We start from the raw sequence: 16,828 nt of genomic DNA, 5'->3' as shown, positions 1-16,828 counted from the left end.
AGAAGTATGAAAAAAGTTCTTTTGATTACCCTACTGTTAGTCATGGCCGTATTTGTCATGGCTCAGAGACTTACGATTGTCCATATCAACGACACTCATGGACACATTTGGCCAGAGGGCGAGTTCGGCGGGCTTGCGGCCGTAGCCACTCTGGTCAACCAGGCTAGAGCGGAGAATCCCAACACTCTTTTCTTGCACGCAGGTGACATGAACACCGGTGTTCCAGAGTCGGACCTGCAGGATGCAGCTCCAGACATAGTTTCACTGAACCTTATGAAACTCGATGCGATGGCTATCGGAAATCACGAATTTGACAACGACGCATCGGTACTTGCTAAGCAGATGGACATTGCTAGCTTCCCGTTCCTCAGCGCCAATATCTACAAGGACGGAGAACCGGCCTTCCAGGAATACATTATCAAGGAAGTTGGCGGAATAAAGGTTGCAATAGTAGGATTCACTGCTCAGGAGACTGAAATCCTTGAATACTTGTACGCCAAGGACTACGAATGGATGGATGTCATAGAAATCGCCAAGGAAATCATACCGTTTCTGGAGGCCCAGGCGGATATAATTATCGCTCTTACACACATGGGAAGCAATCCGGTTCTTGCGGGCCCGAATTCCTGGGAGCTTGCCAAGGCGGTTGACGGAATCGATGTTATTGTTGACGGACACAGCCACACTTTCTATGAAAGACCTGAAATAATCAACGAAACAATTATCGTTTCTGCTGGAGAATGGGCAAAGAATGTGGGCAAGCTCGATCTGGAAATCGTCGACGGAACGGTAATCTTCGTTTCTTTCAGGAATCTTCCTGTCCTGGCAGAAGAGATAAAACCTGACTTCGCAGTGGCAACTGTTCTTGATTACTTCAAGAAGGCCGGAGGAGAAGCTCTTGGCATAGTTGTCGGTGAAACAACGATCAAGCTTGAGGGTGACAGGGGAGTAGTTAGAGCCCAAGACACAAACCTCGGTTACTTGATCTGTGACGCGATGGTGTGGAAGTCCGGAGCGGACCTTGCAATAACCAATTCCGGTGGTATCAGAGCTTCGATTCAGGCTGGTCCGATCACATATCGTGACATTCTTACAGTACTCCCGTTCGGAAATACACTTTACGTTGTTGATGTACCGGGGACAGCCCTCAGAGATCTTCTGGAGTACACGGCAACCAGAGAACCAGGGCAGGGAGCGATGGCTCAGGTAAGCGGAGTAACTTATGTAATAGAGAATGGCGAGGCCAAGGATATTCTTGTGAACGGAGCTCCCATTGATGACAATAAGGTGTACAAAGTTGCTACAAATAACTACCTTGCCTCTGGCGGTGACGGCTATACGGTCCTTGCAGGACTCTCCGGTTACGACACCGGATTCGTGCTGGCAGATGTAGTGGTTGAGTTCGTTGGAGAGATAAGCCCGATAACCGCTTACGCCGATAGCGGAAGGATAACCAGAAAGTAGTTTTAGATTAAGTTAAGACGCAAACATTGTACTATAATAGGAGCGGAGCGATCCGCTCCTTTTGTTTGATAATATCAATCGCTTTTTCCATTTTGAGTCGCAGTCACTTTCATGATATTCGGGATCCCAGAAAGGCAAACATCTATTGATTAAGGTTGAGAGGTGATAACTAAATGAGGTTGCCTACCTTCAGAGGAGGGGTGCACCCGCCAGAGAAAAAAGAACTTTCCCAAGATTGTCAGCTAAGTGTTCTACCGCCTCCTGAAAGGGTTTATGTTTTTCTTGCTAATCACGCCGGAGTCCCAGCAAAGCCTGTTGTAAGTATTGGAGACAGAGTCAGAACCGGCCAGCTAATTGCCGAAGCTGGCGGCTTCATTTCTGCAAATCTCCATTCTCCTCTAACAGGCGAGGTTAAAGAGATTGCCAAGTATTATCATCCCACTCTTGCAAAACTTGACGATGCGATTGTCATAGATAGGACCGGAGAAGATGAGTGGGACCTGCTTCAGCCAGCAAAACCATTCGATCAGTTTTTACCCGAAGAGATCGTGCAAAGGGTTAAGTCTGCAGGTATTGTTGGGCTCGGCGGCGCAATGTTTCCGACCAGCGTCAAACTGTCCCCTCCGAAGGATAAGAAAATCGATCTCCTTGTCATAAACGGCGCAGAGTGTGAACCTTACCTTACCATTGATTACAGGTTCATGCTCGAGCGTTCTGAGGGAGTAGTCAGGGGAATCCTCGCTTTGATGCGTGCACTAAACGTTGAAGAAGCTATCGTTGGAATTGAAGACAATAAGCCAAAGGCGATAGAGAAGATGAAAGAGGCGGTCCGGTCAACTTCGATACAGGTGAAGACTCTAAGAACAAAATACCCACAGGGAGCCGAAAAGCAGTTAATATTCGCGCTGACGAAAAGAAAGGTTCCTTCAGGCGGGCTTCCCCTAGATGTAGGGGTTGTAGTCGATAATATTGGAACTGCATTCTCTGTCTATGAGGCAGTCGAACTTGGCCGCCCTCTTGTCGAAAGAGGCGTGACGATTACGGGTGAAGGAATCAAGAAACCCGTAAACGTGGTCTCGAGAATCGGGATAATGGCGGATGAGTTGATCAGATATGCTGGAGGCGTGCAGGAATCAGTGGAAAGAGCCGTCTTCGGTGGTCCTATGATGGGAATGACGGTTCCTAAGACTGATGTACCTACGGTCAAAGGCACTTCCGGGATAACCCTGCTTCTCAGGAGCAAACCAACAGAAGAGTTTCCATGCATAAGATGCGGGAAATGCACTTTTGTTTGTCCAATGAACCTCCAACCCTTTCTCCTCAATCTCTACGGCACAAACAGATTGTACGACATTCAAGTGGAGAACGGCCTGCTAGATTGCATTGAGTGTGGTAGCTGTTCCTACGCCTGTCCTGCAAAGATCGATCTAGTCAAGAACTTCAAACTGCATAAGAAGGTCTACAGAAGTTTGAAGGGAGGTGCGAAGAAGTGAAGCTCTCAATGATGGCAGCACCTCATCTAAGATCAGAAGACAACGTTCGTAAGATAATGCTGGACGTTTTGATAGCGCTTTCTCCGGCTGCAGTTTGGGCAGTCGTTTCGTTCGGATTGAAGGCCCTCGCTCTTATCCTTGTGTGTACGTTAGGCGCAGAGGCTCTTGAATTCATCGTGATGAGATTCGTAAGACAGAAAAAGAGCTTCAGACCCGATCTTAGCGGCTCCGTCACGGGATTGTTGCTTGCACTGAACCTTTCAGTATCTGTCGAGTGGTGGCAGGCACTGATAGGTGTCTTTGTTGCAATAGTAATCGCGAAGGCAGTATTTGGGGGTCTCGGAAAGAACTTCTTCAATCCCGCACTGGTCGGAAGGGTCTTTCTTCTTATCTCGTTCCCCGTTCAGATGACAACATGGTTCAATCCGTTCGATATGCAAACAACTGCAACGCCAATGGCCATATTGAAACAGGGAGCACCAAGAGTCTTCTCTCTGCAAGAGATGTTTCTCGGTACAATCCCCGGCTCGATCGGGGAAGTCAGCGCTTTGCTGCTTCTATTGGGCTTTGGCTGGTTGTTGTTAAGAAAGAGAGTGGCACCGTTTATCCCCATTGCCTACGTCGGAACGGTTGCGATAATGGCCTCGATATTCTATGCGGTGAATCCGGGCTTTGGTTCGCCTCTTTATCACATCTTTGGCGGCGGTCTCATGCTTGGAGCTCTGTTTATGGCAACAGATATGGTGACTAGCCCGATGTCTATCAAAGGGCACATTATCTTCGGAATAGGTTGTGGAGCTGTGACTATGATCATCAGGTTATTCGGAGGTTATCCGGAAGGTGTCTCATTCGCAATTCTGGTGATGAATGCCTTCGTGCCTCTAATAGATATGGGGACCAAGCCCAAGATATTTGGAAAGCCAAAGAAGGTGAAGAGCAATGCGTGAATACTTGAAGACGGGCATTACTCTGATGGTAATTACTATTATTGCCGCACTGGTTCTTTCGGTAGTTTATACTGTCGTTAAGGAGCCCATCGCCAATGCGGAATTAGGCGCAAAACTAAAGGCTATCCGAGAAGTCCTTACAGATGCGGAGACTGGAGAGTTGCTTATAGCAGCAGAAAACATCCCTGAGACTGCCAGCGAACTGGCGGAGTTTGAATGGTTTCCCGCCGGATTCGACTCATCGGAAGGCATAATCTATACGGCAACAAGTTCACAGGGAAAGGTTGAAAGTCCTGCATACAAGTTTGTCAAGGAAGACGGCAGCGAAATATACGTAGCAATAGGAATCGCGGTCGGTTATGGCGGAGATGTTAAGACGATGGCTGCCTTCGTCAGTGGACCAAACGGAGTTAGCCTTAACGCAATAAAAGTTCTCGAGTACTCGCAAGAGACCCCAGGACTTGGAGCCAATATTGCTAACGATGTCGTCCAGCAGAGGTTCTTCCCTATAGCTACTAAGGGCCTTGACAAGGGCGTAAGGGTTGACAAAGACGCAGGAGTGACTCCCTCAGGAGATCAGATAGAGATTAGAAAGCAAGAAGACGGAATAGTCACAGTAAGTGACGTGATGACTGGAGCGACGATAACTCCAAGAGCCGTCGCATTCTCACTAAATGCTATATCCGAGTTCTTGGAAAAGGCAGGTGTTCGATAATGGCTGAATCTAAGTTCAAAGTCCTCACAAACGGAATCTTCAAGCAGAATCCGATTTTCATTCAGGTTCTGGGAATGTGTCCGACTCTAGCCACTACGACTAGCGCTGAGAATGGTCTTGGCATGGGGCTAGCAACGACTGCCGTTCTAGCAATGTCGAACATTACGATCTCTCTCGTAAGGAAGTTCATTCCGGACAAGATCAGAATCCCTTCGTACATTGTGATAATTGCTTCCTTTGTAACTATGATCGATATGCTGATGCATGGTTTCATCTATGATCTCTGGAAGACTCTGGGATTGTTCATCCCTCTGATTGTGGTGAACTGTATCATTCTCGGTAGAGCAGAGGCCTTTGCTTCAAAGAACGGTGTCTTCAGATCCTTCCTGGATGGGCTCGGAATGGGACTTGGTTTTACCGCCTCTCTGGTCTTGCTGGGCTCAGTAAGAGAGTTTCTCGGCAATGGCTCAATCTTCAACTACCACCTTTCGGATGTGAAGATGTTTGCCATGATACTCCCTCCAGGTGCATTCATTGCTCTGGGAATGCTTGCCGCATTCTTCAACTACCTTGGAATAAGGCGTAGCAAACCTAAGAAGGCAGCAAAATGAGGAGGGTTGACTGATGGCTACCAGATTGGTTTTCATATTTCTTTCAGCAATTCTAATAAACAACTTCGTTCTATCTAGATTTCTAGGAATATGTCCGTTCCTCGGTGTTTCGAAGAAGACAGATACAGCTGTTGGAATGAGCATAGCCGTTACATTTGTAATGATCATGGCTTCAATAATCACATGGCTCTTGAACATCGCGCTTGACGCGCTCGGTATTCCTTTTCTTAGAACAATAGTGTTCATCCTGATTATTGCAACACTGGTGCAGTTTGTAGAAATCTTCCTGAAGAAGGCCAGTCCGTCACTTTATGATGCGCTGGGGATATTTCTCCCCCTAATAACTACCAATTGCGCAATTCTCGGTCTGGCGCTTCTGAATGTTCAGCAGAACTATACGCTGCTCGAGACAATAGTTAATGCCGCCGGCGCCGGACTTGGTTTCGCCCTCGCGCTAATTCTTTTCTCAACTATAAGAGAGAGAATGGAGCTCTCCGAAATTCCGGAGCCCTTCAAGGGCACTGCCATTGCGTTGATCACAGCCGGTTTGCTCTCGATGGCCTTCATGGGTTTCCAGGGCCTCGTGAAACTGTGAGGCGGTGTGTATGACAGTAGTCTATTCAGTTCTGTTTATGGCCATACTTGGCATAGGAGCAGGTGTCTTTCTAGCTTTCGCCTCTGCGAAGTTTGCGGTCAAGAAAGATCCTAGAATCACACTCATCGAAGCCTCTTTGCCAGGCGTCAACTGTGGCGCTTGTGGTTTCCCCGGTTGCTCGGCTTTTGCAAAAGCTATCGCCGAAGGCAAAGCCCCGCTGGATGGATGTATTCCGGGCAAGCGATCCGGCGTACCTGAAAAACTGAAGCTAATCATGGACACGGATGTCGACAAGCTCACTGCTCTCTTTGAAGAGGCAGAGGAAGATGCGGAAAAGACACTGGAAAAACTGATCGCTGTCTCCGGAAAAGAAGTAAAAGCAGCGCCGCCAAAACCAAAAAGACCGACTCAGGAAGAAATCGACAGTTACAAGGGAAAACTGAAAGAGAATTCTAGAGCTGCTGTGGTCTTTGCGATTCTTCCAAACATAAACTGCGGAATCTGTGGATCACCCGGTTGTGCTGCCTTTGCCATAAAGGTCGCGAACAAGGAAGAGAACGCAGACAAATGCGTCCCGGGCAAAAGACAGAACGTGCCCGAAAAAGTCGAGAAGATTATGGCGCTTTCCCAATCAGAGATTCAAAAGATAATTGAAGATACTTCTGGAGAACCGGCCGAGATAAAAAAGAAGTTTGAGTCATGAAAAAAAGGTTGGCTGTTCTTGGTTCTACCGGATCTATAGGTTCACAGACACTCGAAATAGTAGATAAGATTGAAGAAATCGAAATTGTGGCCATTTCCAGTGGCCACAATTTCGTCTCTTTTTCTAAACAGCTTTCAGAATTTCATCCCAAGTTCGCCGCCACTCTTGAAAAAAAAGAGGATCTAGTCGATTCCTTTCCGGAAACAACCTTTTTCCAAGGCGAAGAGGGGATAGAAACGATGCTCGAAAAGTCCCGCCCGGATTATGTGATGCTTGCGGTCAGCGGAGCGGCCGGACTGAGATTCAGCCTTAAGGCGGCTGAAGTTTGCAGCAGACTATGTCTTGCGAACAAAGAGTCTATCGTTTGTGGAGGTAATCTTCTTCCGGACAGATGTGCCGACAGAGGGGTAGAGCTTATCCCGGTCGACTCAGAGCACAGCGGCCTCTTTCAGCTTCTTGACGGTACTGTTCGCCCTGAGAGAATCTTGATAACCGCATCTGGCGGCGCCCTGAGGGATTGGCCGAAAGAAAGGATTCACCAAGCAAGCCGTGAAGATGTCATGAAACACCCTGTTTGGTCTATGGGAAACAGGATAACCGTTGATAGCGCTTCAATGGTTAACAAGGGACTCGAAGTAATTGAAGCAAAATATCTCTTTGGATTCGAATCGAGCGAAATTGATACTTATATTTGTAGAAACAGTTTTGTTCATGCCGGTGTTGTGTACAATGATGGCGTTATGAAACTTCATGTGGGGCGCCCGGACATGCGAATTCCGATTGCATATTCTCTGACTTATCCAGCGCACCACCATCTTTTCGGAGAAGAGAGGATAGCCGGCATACCAATTGCCCTGGAAGAACTGCAGCAAGAGAGATTTCCCGCTCTGACACTTGCGAGAGAGATTTGTGGAACTGTCAGCAAGCAAATCGCTTATAATGCTGCAGATGAGATAGCAGTCGATGCTTTTATGAAGGGTAGGATGCCTTTTGGGAGCATTTACAATATAATTGAAAGGACGGTTGCCCGAACAGATGATCTAAATCCGGTCGATTACAGTCAAATTATCGAGATTGACGTTCTGGCAAGAAGATTGGCTCAAGAAGAGGTGAATAGATGTTATTAGCAATAGTGTACTTTCTTCTCATTCTAACGGGGATAGTGGTTGTTCATGAACTCGGTCACTACCTGTTCTCGAGGGTTTTTGGAGTGAGAGTTCTAGAATTCGCCATAGGAATGGGTCCAAAGCTCTGGTCAAAAAAAGGAAAGAAGACTACATTCAGGATAAACGCATTTCCAATTGGCGGTTACGTGAGACCTGCCGGAGAAGACCTAGATGCTATAGACTCCTCCGTTCCGGATAACGAGCAGATACAGAACAAGCCGGCCTGGCAGAGATTCATTATCTATTTCGCCGGTCCGGCCTTTTCTTTGCTTCTGGGTTTTCTCATACTCTCTCTGGTAGCAGTAGTTTGGGGCTTTCAGGAAGTCAAGATCGACAAGGTCGAGCTTGGTTCTCCTGCAGCACTGTCCGGAATGCTTCCCGGAGATAGGATCGCCTCAGTAAATGGTAAGACTCTACTAGACAATACAAGACTTAGCGAAGCCGTTGTGAGGGGCGAGAAAATAGATCTAGTAGTTATTAGGGAAGGCAGAGAAGTCGAAATAACTCTAATCCCAGAAATGCTTCCTCAAGAGGCCTTCATTGTGATCGGCAATGTCTCAGGTGAATTTGGCGATGCTCTCTCTTCAATAAACGGAGCATCGTTCAGCGGCGATTACGTTGGATACGGCGGCATACTATCTCCTGAGAGCACTATCAGACTTGGTTTTGCCGACGGTTCGAATCTTTCCGGCACGCTTCTGACTTATTCGCNNGTGATCGGTAATACTACGGGTGAACCTGGTGCAGCCCTTTCCACAATCAACGGCGCAGCATTTAACGGCGACTACGTTGGGTACGCCGGTGTGCTTTCGCCCGAAAGCACTGTAAAACTTGGTTTTTCTGATGGAACGACTCTCTCGGGCACGCTTCTGACTTATTCGCCAACAGAGGAACGCTACGCAATGGGGATCTACTATGCAAACTTCAAACCGATAGTTGCAACTGATTTCGGCCAGTTCAGGAAGGGAGATGTTCTTGTCTCGGTAAACGGGATGACAACCGAGACAAGTTATGATCTTACAACCATGAGTCAGCTCCTCTCCTTGAAACCAAACGAACTTCTAATTCAGTTCACAGGAAGAGAGACTACCTTCGCTAGATACGGCTTCCCTGAAGAATTTGTCGTTACCCTGGAACGGGATGGACAGGTAGTTGACTTAACGATGACCAAGAACGAAATGATTGCTCTCGTGAGTGAGGTCGGTGCCTTTTCTCAGGGAAGCGATTACTGGTATCCAGATAGCCCGGTTGAGGCCGCAGTTCTCGGGGTTCAGTGGGCAAACGATCTCCTAATAACCATGGTGAAGGTTGTTGGCAGCCTCTTCACTGGAGGAGCGAACATCAACGAATTCACCGGTCCTATTGGACTGGTAACAATAGTTGACCAGGCAGTGAGCCTTGGGCCGAGGATAGTTCTTTTCCTCGCGGGCTTCATCTCGCTCAACCTCGGAGTGATAAACATGATTCCCTTCCCCGCGCTGGATGGTGGGAGGATGTTGCTCGCCTTGCTTGAGATAATTACCAGAAAGAGACTGGATCCGAAGATTGAGGGGTTAATCAATGTGATTGGCTTCATGATACTCATGGGGTTCATGATCTATATTACGTTCATCGATATCGGCAGATGGTTATGAGTAGAATCGTAAGAGTTGGGAATGTCTTGGTCGGTGGCGGAAATCCGGTTTCGGTTCAGTCAATGACAAATACCAAGACAATCGACATTCCTGCAACTCTCGAGCAGATCGATAGGCTTACAGATGCCGGGTGTGATCTTGTAAGAGTCTCCGTTCCGGATTTTGAGTCAGCACAGGCCATCAAAGAGATTTGCTCATCAAGCAAAATCCCTGTAATTGCAGATATTCATTTTGATTACAGACTCGCAGTTGAGTCCGTAAAGAACGGTGCAGCAAAGGTAAGGATAAATCCGGGAAATATCGGTCAGGAATGGAAGGTCCGGGAGACAGTGAAGGTTGCTAAAGAATTCGGTGTTCCAATAAGAGTTGGCGCAAACTCTGGCTCTCTCGACCGAAGTTTTGGTTCGTACGACAAACCCACCGCTCTTGCAGAGAGCGCTCTTGCGCAAGTAAGAATACTTGAGAGTGCAGGGTTCGAGGACATTGTGATTTCTCTTAAGTCTTCATCGGTATCAGAGACTGTGAGTGCAAATGAATACCTGTTCGAGAAGACCGATTATCCGCTTCACCTTGGAGTTACAGAGGCAGGTTTCGGGCTTGATTCAACCGTAAAGTCTTCTATTGGTATTGGCACACTCTTGCTGAAAGGCATTGGAGACACCATAAGAGTATCGATGTCGGGAGACCCCGTTCAGGAGATCGAAGTAGGCTTGAGCATTCTTCGTTCACTTGGGCTAAGAAAGGGAGTTGACGTGATCTCCTGTCCGACGTGCGCAAGAGCCGAAATAGATGTTGAGTCTCTTGCAAGGAAAGTGAAGAGTTGGGTAGGGAATATCGAGGATGACATTTCTGTAGCCGTTATGGGATGCGTTGTAAACGGAATTGGGGAAGGAAAAGATGCGGACATTGGGATCGCCGGCACTGCATCCGGCGGAGTCATTTTTCTCAAGGGAGAGATAGTCGAGAAGGTGGAGAAGCGGAACCTTGAATCACGATTCCGACATTGGTTTGATGAACTCCTGTCGGGAGGTGATAGATGAAAGTCTCGATAATCGGAGCCGGAATGGTAGGTTCGTCAATTGCGTATGCAACAATGATAAAGGGAATTGCAAGAGAGATAGCGCTTGTTGATGTAAATACAGAACTTGCAGTGGGTCAGGCTATGGACCTGAGTCATGGAAATGCGTATGTGAGACCGGTGAAGATATCCGGTGGAAGTTACGATGTGTCGGCAGATTCCGATGTTGTTGTTATTACCGCCGGAAGGCCACAGAAAGAAGGGGAGAGTCGTCTCCAGCTTTTAAAGAACAACGCAAAAATGGTTGAGAGAGCAGTCGATGAGTACTTTCATTCAGCAAAGAGCCGATTATTTTGGTCGTCTCGAATCCGGTAGACATACTCGCATGAGTTGCCTGGAAGATATCTGGCTTTCACAGGAGCAAAGTCATCGGTTCCGGTACTACCTTGGACACGGCAAGACTAAGACAGAGCATAGCCGACCACTGTGGACTTGACCCGAGAAACGTTCACGCATATGTTATTGGTGAACACGGTGATACTGAGATCGTTAACCGGACGAATGTCGACATCGCAGGTATTCCGATAAAGGAGTTCTGCGGGAACTGCGAAGACGTTTTGTTTGAAAAACTGTTTGAAGAGACACGAAGCGCTGCTTATCGTGTTAGTGAAAAGAAGGGTTCAACATACTACGGAATAGGGCTTGCTGTATCAAAGGTGCTTTCCACTATTCCGAACGATCAGCACTCAGTCCTTACAGTCTCATCTGTACACAGGGAATTTGAAGGTATGCAGGATGTGCCTTTCAGCGTTCCCAGTATTCAGGGAGAAGTGGAGTAGAAAGAATACTGCATGTTGGACTTTCAGAAGAGGAAATTCAGGAACTTTCGAAATCAACAGGCGTTATCACCGATGCAATAGAAAGCCTAAAGGGATAAGGAGGGATTAGCGTGAAGAAAGTACTGCTTATTGCGATTATTGCTCTCAGTGTTTCTCTTATTGCCACGTCAGTCGCTTATGACCCTCAGGGACTTATGTTCCTGAACAGGTCAGGAGCTAGCATCAATGTAAACGTAACCTTGAACAAGGGTACCGGATCAACTTACTACGGTGGCGAGTCGCTCGGATTGTCTTTCTCCGTTGACAGAAGCGCCTATGTGGCTGTTCTGGATATCGATCAGTCGGGGCAGGTCCAGGTTCTCTTTCCAAATGTCTATGATCAGGACAACTACGTCCAGGGTGGAAGGACCTACACTCTACCGACGGATAAGGCGACCACAAAATACAATCTGCAGGTCGAATCAAACAGAGGAAGAGAGACGATAGTAGTCGTTGCATCGACTTCTCCCCTGAATTTCTTAGGGAATGTGTTTTCTCTGTTCGATAGATATCCATTCCCATATTTGGGTCAGAACGTGAACAATTTGTCGATTGCGATTGACCCTGTCTTCAACACAAGCTGGGGGATAGGTTATACTTACTTCTATAACAGCTATGTGCCTTTCACGGTTAGGACTACAATCAGTGCAGACAGAAAGGATGCAAATGTCTATGTCGATGGAATATTCATGGGAAAATCACCGGTCACGACAACTTTGGAGGCCGGTATGCACTCGGTATACATCTACACAGACAGGAACCTCGTATACGGACCGGCAACAATAAACGTGCAACCTGGTTCAAGCAACTTTCAGTTCTCGCTCTTGCCAAATTACATTTACGGTTATCTGGAAGTTACATCGATCCCCGATGGTCAGGTTTATGTGGATGGACAGTATGCCGGTGACACACCTTACAGAGATTTTGAGAAGGTTGGAAGCCATACGGTAACAGTCTCCAAGTGGGGTTACCACGATTCCAAACAGAATGTCTACATCAACAGAGACATGACGACTTCGGTCGATTTCAGATTAACTGAGAAGACAGAGCAAGAGAAGAAAACGGACAACATCATACTCTTCTCGATAATCGGAGTGCTGATCGCGGGAATTGTAATCGCAATAGTACTTAGCGCAGGCGACTAAGAGTGTCCCGAAAGGGATAATTCTTTCTTTGATGAAGCAGAAGTCAAAGGCATACGTCAACTTACTACTCGTTGTTGCATTCTGGGGACTGACCTTTCCAGTTCAGAAGAACATACTGGAAGGGCTTTCCCCTGTTTTCTATAATGCTCTTCGCTTTTCATTTGCTCTCTTGCTACTCATCCCCATAAGGAAGAAGCTGGGAATAAGGCTTTCGAGAAGAAGCTTCACTCAGGGACTGATTCTCGGGCTCTTTCTTTCGGGCGGTTATGTGTTTCAAACCTGGGGACTTGTTCACACCACAGCATCGAAAAGCGCCTTTATTACCGCTCTCTACGTCGGGCTTGTAGCGATAATCGGCCCGGTTGTGGAAAAGCGTATTCCCAACAGGTATCAGATTCTTGCGCTCGCTGTGTCTCTCGTTGGACTCTACTTTTTGACGACGCCGGAAGCCGGTTTCAACTTTGGCGACTTGCTCACAACCCTTTGTGCAATCTCCTTTGCTCTGCATGTAGTATTCATCTCGTATTTCACAGAAAGAGAAGACTCAGGAGAGATGGAGCTGCTGGTCCCTCAGTTTGTGGTAGTCATTATCGTTAATCTGATCCTCATTCCTTTTGTCGATGGCGGGGTACGGGTAAGCGGATCGATAGTCACTGTCGCTCTCTTCTCGGCGGTATTCGCTACTATCTTCGCCGTGGCAGTACAGCTGAGATTCCAGAGATTTCTCGGATCAGTCGGCGCATCACTTATCTATGTTGGCGAACCGGCATTTGCTTTGTTCTTCGCGATGATAATACTGAGAGAGATTCCGGGTAAAATGGAGGTAATAGGGTTGCTGCTTATGACGGCAGGTATGATATTCGGTGGGACTTCGTCGTACATGTTGAGAGATAGAGGAGTGAAGAAGTGAAGGGAAGGATTTTAGCTGTAGAAGACGATGTACATATTGCGAAACTGCTCCGCATGGAGTTAAGCCACGAGGGGTATGAAATAGAAGTCTTGGGTGATGGGAAGGAAGCACTGAAGTATCTTGAGAAGGAACTTCCTGATCTTCTGATTCTCGACGTCATGCTTCCGGGAATCGACGGCTTCTCGGTACTCGAAGAGATCAGGGAGTATGTTTCGACCGATCTACCCGTAATAATGCTTACTGCAAGAGGCGAAGTGAAGGACCGTGTACGCGGCCTGAAGAGCGGCGCAGACGACTACTTGCCTAAACCGTTTGCTATTGAGGAGCTTCTAGCTAGAATCGAAGCTATTCTCCGGAGAAAGGGAAAAGGGGAAAGAATAAGCTACCATGAGATAACCCTTGACCTTCAGTCGCGAGAAGCCACCCTAGGAGGGGAAGAACTTCAGTTGAGCAAAACTGAGTTCGATCTTCTGGCTGTCTTGCTGTCAAATGCCGGAATTGTCATGTCGAAAGATAGATTGCTTGAAAAGGTCTGGGGAAGCGAGGACTGGGGTAATCCAAACGTTGTTGAAGTTTATATCAATTACCTTCGCAAGAAATTGGGAAAGAGCGGCGAAATAATCAAGACGGTAAGGGGATCTGGCTACGTTGTCAGATAAGCAGAAGCTTTCGACTGCGACGCAGGTAGCCATCTACTCGGTAGTACTTGTTGTCTTCATACTATGTGTCTCCGCCCTGTTCGTGTACGGAGTTTCGGAAAATGTTTTCATACGCAATTACTCTGCAGAGATGCGGAGGATCTTCATGGATTCTCCTATGGGTAAGGGTTACAGATTTGGGATGGGCAGAATGTCAATCGGCAGAGGAACTACTGAATTCTATGTAAGAGTCGACAACACTGTGGTCCAGAATCCTACAGAGCTAGCTTCTGTGCCGGATGTAGATGGATACGTCCGTACAAGATTGGAGGGAAGCTCTTATCTTCTTTACGGTTTTTGGAACGGCGATGAGAAGGTTATCCTGGGCGCGAGAATGGATGACCTGGATTTCTTCCTCGAGAGTCTGTCGACTACTCTTCTTCTATCGCTGTTCGTTGGAATAGTACTTTCGGTAATTGGCGGATTCCTTCTTGGAAGTAGAGTTTCCAAACCGCTTAAGGAAACCTCGCGCCTGCTGAAAGAGATAACTCTGGACGACCTTTCACGGAGGCTCGAGAGTGATCCAAAAACCTCCGAACTCGCCGAAATGAAAGGGGATCTCAACAGAGCCTTAGACAGAATTCAGGACGGATACAGCAGGCAGGAACAGTTTTCCTCAGACATAGCACATGAAATTCGTTCTCCTCTCACCGCTATCCTCGGCTTCTCGAGACTGATTCAGCGCTGGGGATCTCAAGATCCCGAAGTTGTAAAAGAAGCTGCTGACAGTATTTACGATACTGCCGCCAAAATGATGACTATCACCGAGTCCTTGCTATTCCTCTCGCGACCCAGCATGGAAATCCAGGTAACTAGTTTCAATCTACGGGAGCTTATACATGAACTCATACTGGGAACTCCTTCATTCCAATCGGTCGAATTCAAGGTTGATGTTCCGAACATTGAAGTCGAAACGGACAAAGTCCTCCTTAAGATTGTTCTTAAAGTGCTCGTGGAGAATGCAGTGAAGTTCGGCGGCGATCACCCAATAGAGATCACATTCTCAGATGGTGCACTTAATGTTAGAGACTATGGAAAAGGGATAAATGAAGACGAATTAGACAAGGTGTTTGACAGGTTCTACAGAAGCGACACTTCAAGAGGTGGGGAAGGTCACGGGCTAGGTCTTTCGATTGCCGGCAAGATATGCAAAGTTCTAAGGCTCTCAATCAATGCAGAGAACTGTAAAGATGGAGGGGCAGTGTTCAGAGTGGAGGGGTTGAGATGAAGCTCATTATGTCAGCTATAGAACTCGCGATAATGTGGATCGTAATCCCCATTCTTCTTTTCGGCGGAGCGCCTTTTTCTTCACCAGTAGCGATTACCGTTATCGCATCAGTAATTATCGCAGGATCACTTCTTTTGTCCGTGTACTCTGCGCTGGTCGTCTTTTACTGGTCTGGAAGACTTCCAACCACTTCTTTTGGACCGGAAACTACAGTTCAGAGTGGTCCTTATAGATTTGTTCGCCATCCGTTTAACGCAGGTTTCATTCTCTTCCTTTTCGGCATGGGATTCCTCTGTGGCGATTACTGGAGAGTGCTATATGTCTCCGTAATCGGTGCATTGGCCGTTATTTACTCGTTGCTTCAAGAATACCTTACATCTAAGAGAGTAACTGGCTACAGTGAGTACAAAGAAAAACTTCCATTCATGATTCCCAAAGCTGGAAAGCAAATTCCCTTTGACAAATCAACATCTATCCCCTGGCAGTTCATTGTGGCTTCCTTCGTTGTGAAGCTGGTAATTCTTTTCATCTTGCCTTCTAAAGTGAAGAACACAAAAGTCTTGCGAGATAGAAGGCCATTTGTAATCGCATTGGCGCACCAAACGCATTTTGACGGCCCATTGATTTTCTACTCCACGTGGCGTTACATTAGATTCGTCGCCACTGCAATCTATGTCGACAGATTGGGCTTGCTGGGTTGGCTGGCAGTAATTCCGGTAAGGCGATACGCCGTCGATACGTCTGCAATTCGACAGATGCTTTCCACCATAAGACAGGGAGTCCCTCTCGGAATTGCACCGGAGGCGGCAAGATCGTGGGATGGGAGGCCTCTTCATACAAAAAAGGAGATATGGAAACTCTTCAGGATGTTGAAAATACCCATAATCCCTGTGAAGTTCTTCGGAGTTCAGCGGCTTTGGCCAAGATGGTCGAAAACATTCTCTATTGGTACTTCGACTGTTGAATTTGGAAACCCCATTGAAGCAGATGATCCTCAACTTGAAGAGAAGGTCATGAACTTCTTGGGCAAAGAAGATCCCACCTTCAAACTGCCATACAGAAACTACAAGCACATAGAGAAGTTAATCTGGCGCTGCCCTAGTTGTGGAGCAATCGCATCAATTAAGAGCTTCAGATCGGGGTTCTCCTGTTCCTCTTGTGGAAAGAGCTGGACGAAACCAACTGTGAATGAAGTCATTCAGCTGCACGACAAGATAATGCCGGGAAACATGGGTCTTTCCTTCCCGATTGAAGATGAAGTAGTCTTTAACGGAAAGAGTGTGAAGGCAAAGATGTACGAAGACCATGCCATAATTGGCGACTACAGGCTTGACTACAACGTGATAAAAAACTCCAGTATAGAAAAAAGCATAGAGCCCGTCTTCGGAATCGGAAGCGAAATGGTAAGCTTCGTTTCAACAACCAGTGCTCTCAAGTGGCAAGAAATCGTTGACTTCCAGATTAAATTCAGGCTCAAGAGGGAGAACTACCACACCGATCTTTGGGGATAGCTCCCACGCGGCGTAGTGCTGCTTGAACGTGGCAGCAGGCAGGGGGTTGGAAAGAACAAAGAATCAGTTCCGAGTTCCAAGTTGTGAGTTGTAGTGTGCCAAGAAGGCGAAG

17 protein-coding genes are annotated in these 16,828 nt (G+C 47.2%); all 17 read left to right on the top strand.

Annotated elements, in window-relative coordinates; genetic code table 11:
• Positions 1-6 precede the first annotated feature (6 nt).
• The 17 genes from B3N33_RS07070 (at position 7) to B3N33_RS06990 (ending at position 16,716) form a co-directional block, all read left to right on the top strand.
• On the top strand, positions 7-1,464 hold the full coding sequence (locus tag B3N33_RS07070; protein WP_292592716.1) for a 5'-nucleotidase C-terminal domain-containing protein: 1,458 nt from the start codon (positions 7-9) through the stop codon (positions 1,462-1,464).
• A gap of 173 nt (positions 1,465-1,637) precedes the next feature.
• Positions 1,638-2,957 carry an electron transport complex subunit RsxC gene (gene rsxC / locus B3N33_RS07065; protein WP_292592715.1) on the top strand — a complete coding sequence of 440 codons (1,320 nt, stop codon included), beginning with the start codon at positions 1,638-1,640 and terminating at the stop codon, positions 2,955-2,957.
• Positions 2,954-3,904 (top strand): RnfABCDGE type electron transport complex subunit D, encoded by a 951-nt coding sequence (locus B3N33_RS07060; RefSeq protein WP_214060078.1) that lies wholly within the window; start codon positions 2,954-2,956, stop codon positions 3,902-3,904. The genes rsxC and B3N33_RS07060 overlap by 4 nt, the downstream gene beginning before the upstream one ends.
• The gene (locus B3N33_RS07055) at positions 3,897-4,619 is read left to right on the top strand and encodes an RnfABCDGE type electron transport complex subunit G (protein WP_214060079.1); all 723 of its coding nucleotides are present in this window, start codon (positions 3,897-3,899) and stop codon (positions 4,617-4,619) included. The genes B3N33_RS07060 and B3N33_RS07055 overlap by 8 nt, the downstream gene beginning before the upstream one ends.
• A complete protein-coding gene (rsxE, locus tag B3N33_RS07050) occupies positions 4,619-5,230 on the top strand; it encodes an electron transport complex subunit RsxE (RefSeq protein WP_165775344.1) in 612 nt (203 codons plus the stop codon). The genes B3N33_RS07055 and rsxE overlap by 1 nt, the downstream gene beginning before the upstream one ends.
• 13 nt (positions 5,231-5,243) lie before the next feature.
• A complete protein-coding gene (gene rsxA / locus B3N33_RS07045) occupies positions 5,244-5,825 on the top strand; it encodes an electron transport complex subunit RsxA (protein WP_099829341.1) in 582 nt (193 codons plus the stop codon).
• Between the two features lie 10 nt (positions 5,826-5,835).
• Positions 5,836-6,528 (top strand): RnfABCDGE type electron transport complex subunit B, encoded by a 693-nt coding sequence (locus B3N33_RS07040; protein WP_099829342.1) that lies wholly within the window; start codon positions 5,836-5,838, stop codon positions 6,526-6,528.
• Positions 6,525-7,655, top strand: coding sequence for a 1-deoxy-D-xylulose-5-phosphate reductoisomerase (gene dxr, locus B3N33_RS07035; protein WP_292592712.1), 1,131 nt, complete (start codon positions 6,525-6,527; stop codon positions 7,653-7,655). Before B3N33_RS07040 ends, dxr begins: the two co-directional genes overlap by 4 nt.
• Positions 7,646-9,328 carry a site-2 protease family protein gene (locus B3N33_RS07030; RefSeq protein WP_292592711.1) on the top strand — a complete coding sequence of 561 codons (1,683 nt, stop codon included), beginning with the start codon at positions 7,646-7,648 and terminating at the stop codon, positions 9,326-9,328. The genes dxr and B3N33_RS07030 overlap by 10 nt, the downstream gene beginning before the upstream one ends.
• Positions 9,325-10,368, top strand: a complete 1,044-nt coding sequence (gene ispG / locus B3N33_RS07025) for a flavodoxin-dependent (E)-4-hydroxy-3-methylbut-2-enyl-diphosphate synthase (protein ID WP_292592710.1) — start codon at positions 9,325-9,327, stop codon at positions 10,366-10,368. Before B3N33_RS07030 ends, ispG begins: the two co-directional genes overlap by 4 nt.
• Positions 10,365-10,721: a lactate/malate family dehydrogenase gene (locus B3N33_RS07020; protein ID WP_292592708.1), complete on the top strand. Its 357-nt coding sequence runs from the start codon at positions 10,365-10,367 to the stop codon at positions 10,719-10,721. The genes ispG and B3N33_RS07020 overlap by 4 nt, the downstream gene beginning before the upstream one ends.
• 71 nt (positions 10,722-10,792) lie before the next feature.
• Positions 10,793-11,185, top strand: coding sequence for a hypothetical protein (locus tag B3N33_RS07015; protein ID WP_292592706.1), 393 nt, complete (start codon positions 10,793-10,795; stop codon positions 11,183-11,185).
• A 110-nt stretch (positions 11,186-11,295) separates the two neighbouring features.
• Positions 11,296-12,369, top strand: coding sequence for a DUF4384 domain-containing protein (locus tag B3N33_RS07010; RefSeq protein ID WP_214060708.1), 1,074 nt, complete (start codon positions 11,296-11,298; stop codon positions 12,367-12,369).
• Positions 12,370-12,400: 31 nt separating this feature from the next.
• Positions 12,401-13,279, top strand: a complete 879-nt coding sequence (locus tag B3N33_RS07005) for a DMT family transporter (protein ID WP_214060709.1) — start codon at positions 12,401-12,403, stop codon at positions 13,277-13,279.
• Positions 13,276-13,938 carry a response regulator transcription factor gene (locus B3N33_RS07000; protein ID WP_214060710.1) on the top strand — a complete coding sequence of 221 codons (663 nt, stop codon included), beginning with the start codon at positions 13,276-13,278 and terminating at the stop codon, positions 13,936-13,938. Before B3N33_RS07005 ends, B3N33_RS07000 begins: the two co-directional genes overlap by 4 nt.
• Positions 13,928-15,205 carry a HAMP domain-containing sensor histidine kinase gene (locus tag B3N33_RS06995; protein WP_214060711.1) on the top strand — a complete coding sequence of 426 codons (1,278 nt, stop codon included), beginning with the start codon at positions 13,928-13,930 and terminating at the stop codon, positions 15,203-15,205. Before B3N33_RS07000 ends, B3N33_RS06995 begins: the two co-directional genes overlap by 11 nt.
• Positions 15,202-16,716 (top strand): 1-acyl-sn-glycerol-3-phosphate acyltransferase, encoded by a 1,515-nt coding sequence (locus tag B3N33_RS06990; RefSeq protein ID WP_292592704.1) that lies wholly within the window; start codon positions 15,202-15,204, stop codon positions 16,714-16,716. Before B3N33_RS06995 ends, B3N33_RS06990 begins: the two co-directional genes overlap by 4 nt.
• Positions 16,717-16,828: the final 112 nt, after the last annotated feature.

Origin of the sequence: Mesotoga sp. UBA5825 (assembly GCF_002432955.1) — a bacterium.
Lineage (GTDB): Bacteria > Thermotogota > Thermotogae > Petrotogales > Kosmotogaceae > Mesotoga.
The sequence above is the reverse complement of the archived record's forward strand: the minus strand, read 5'-3'. Positions and strand labels throughout refer to the sequence as shown.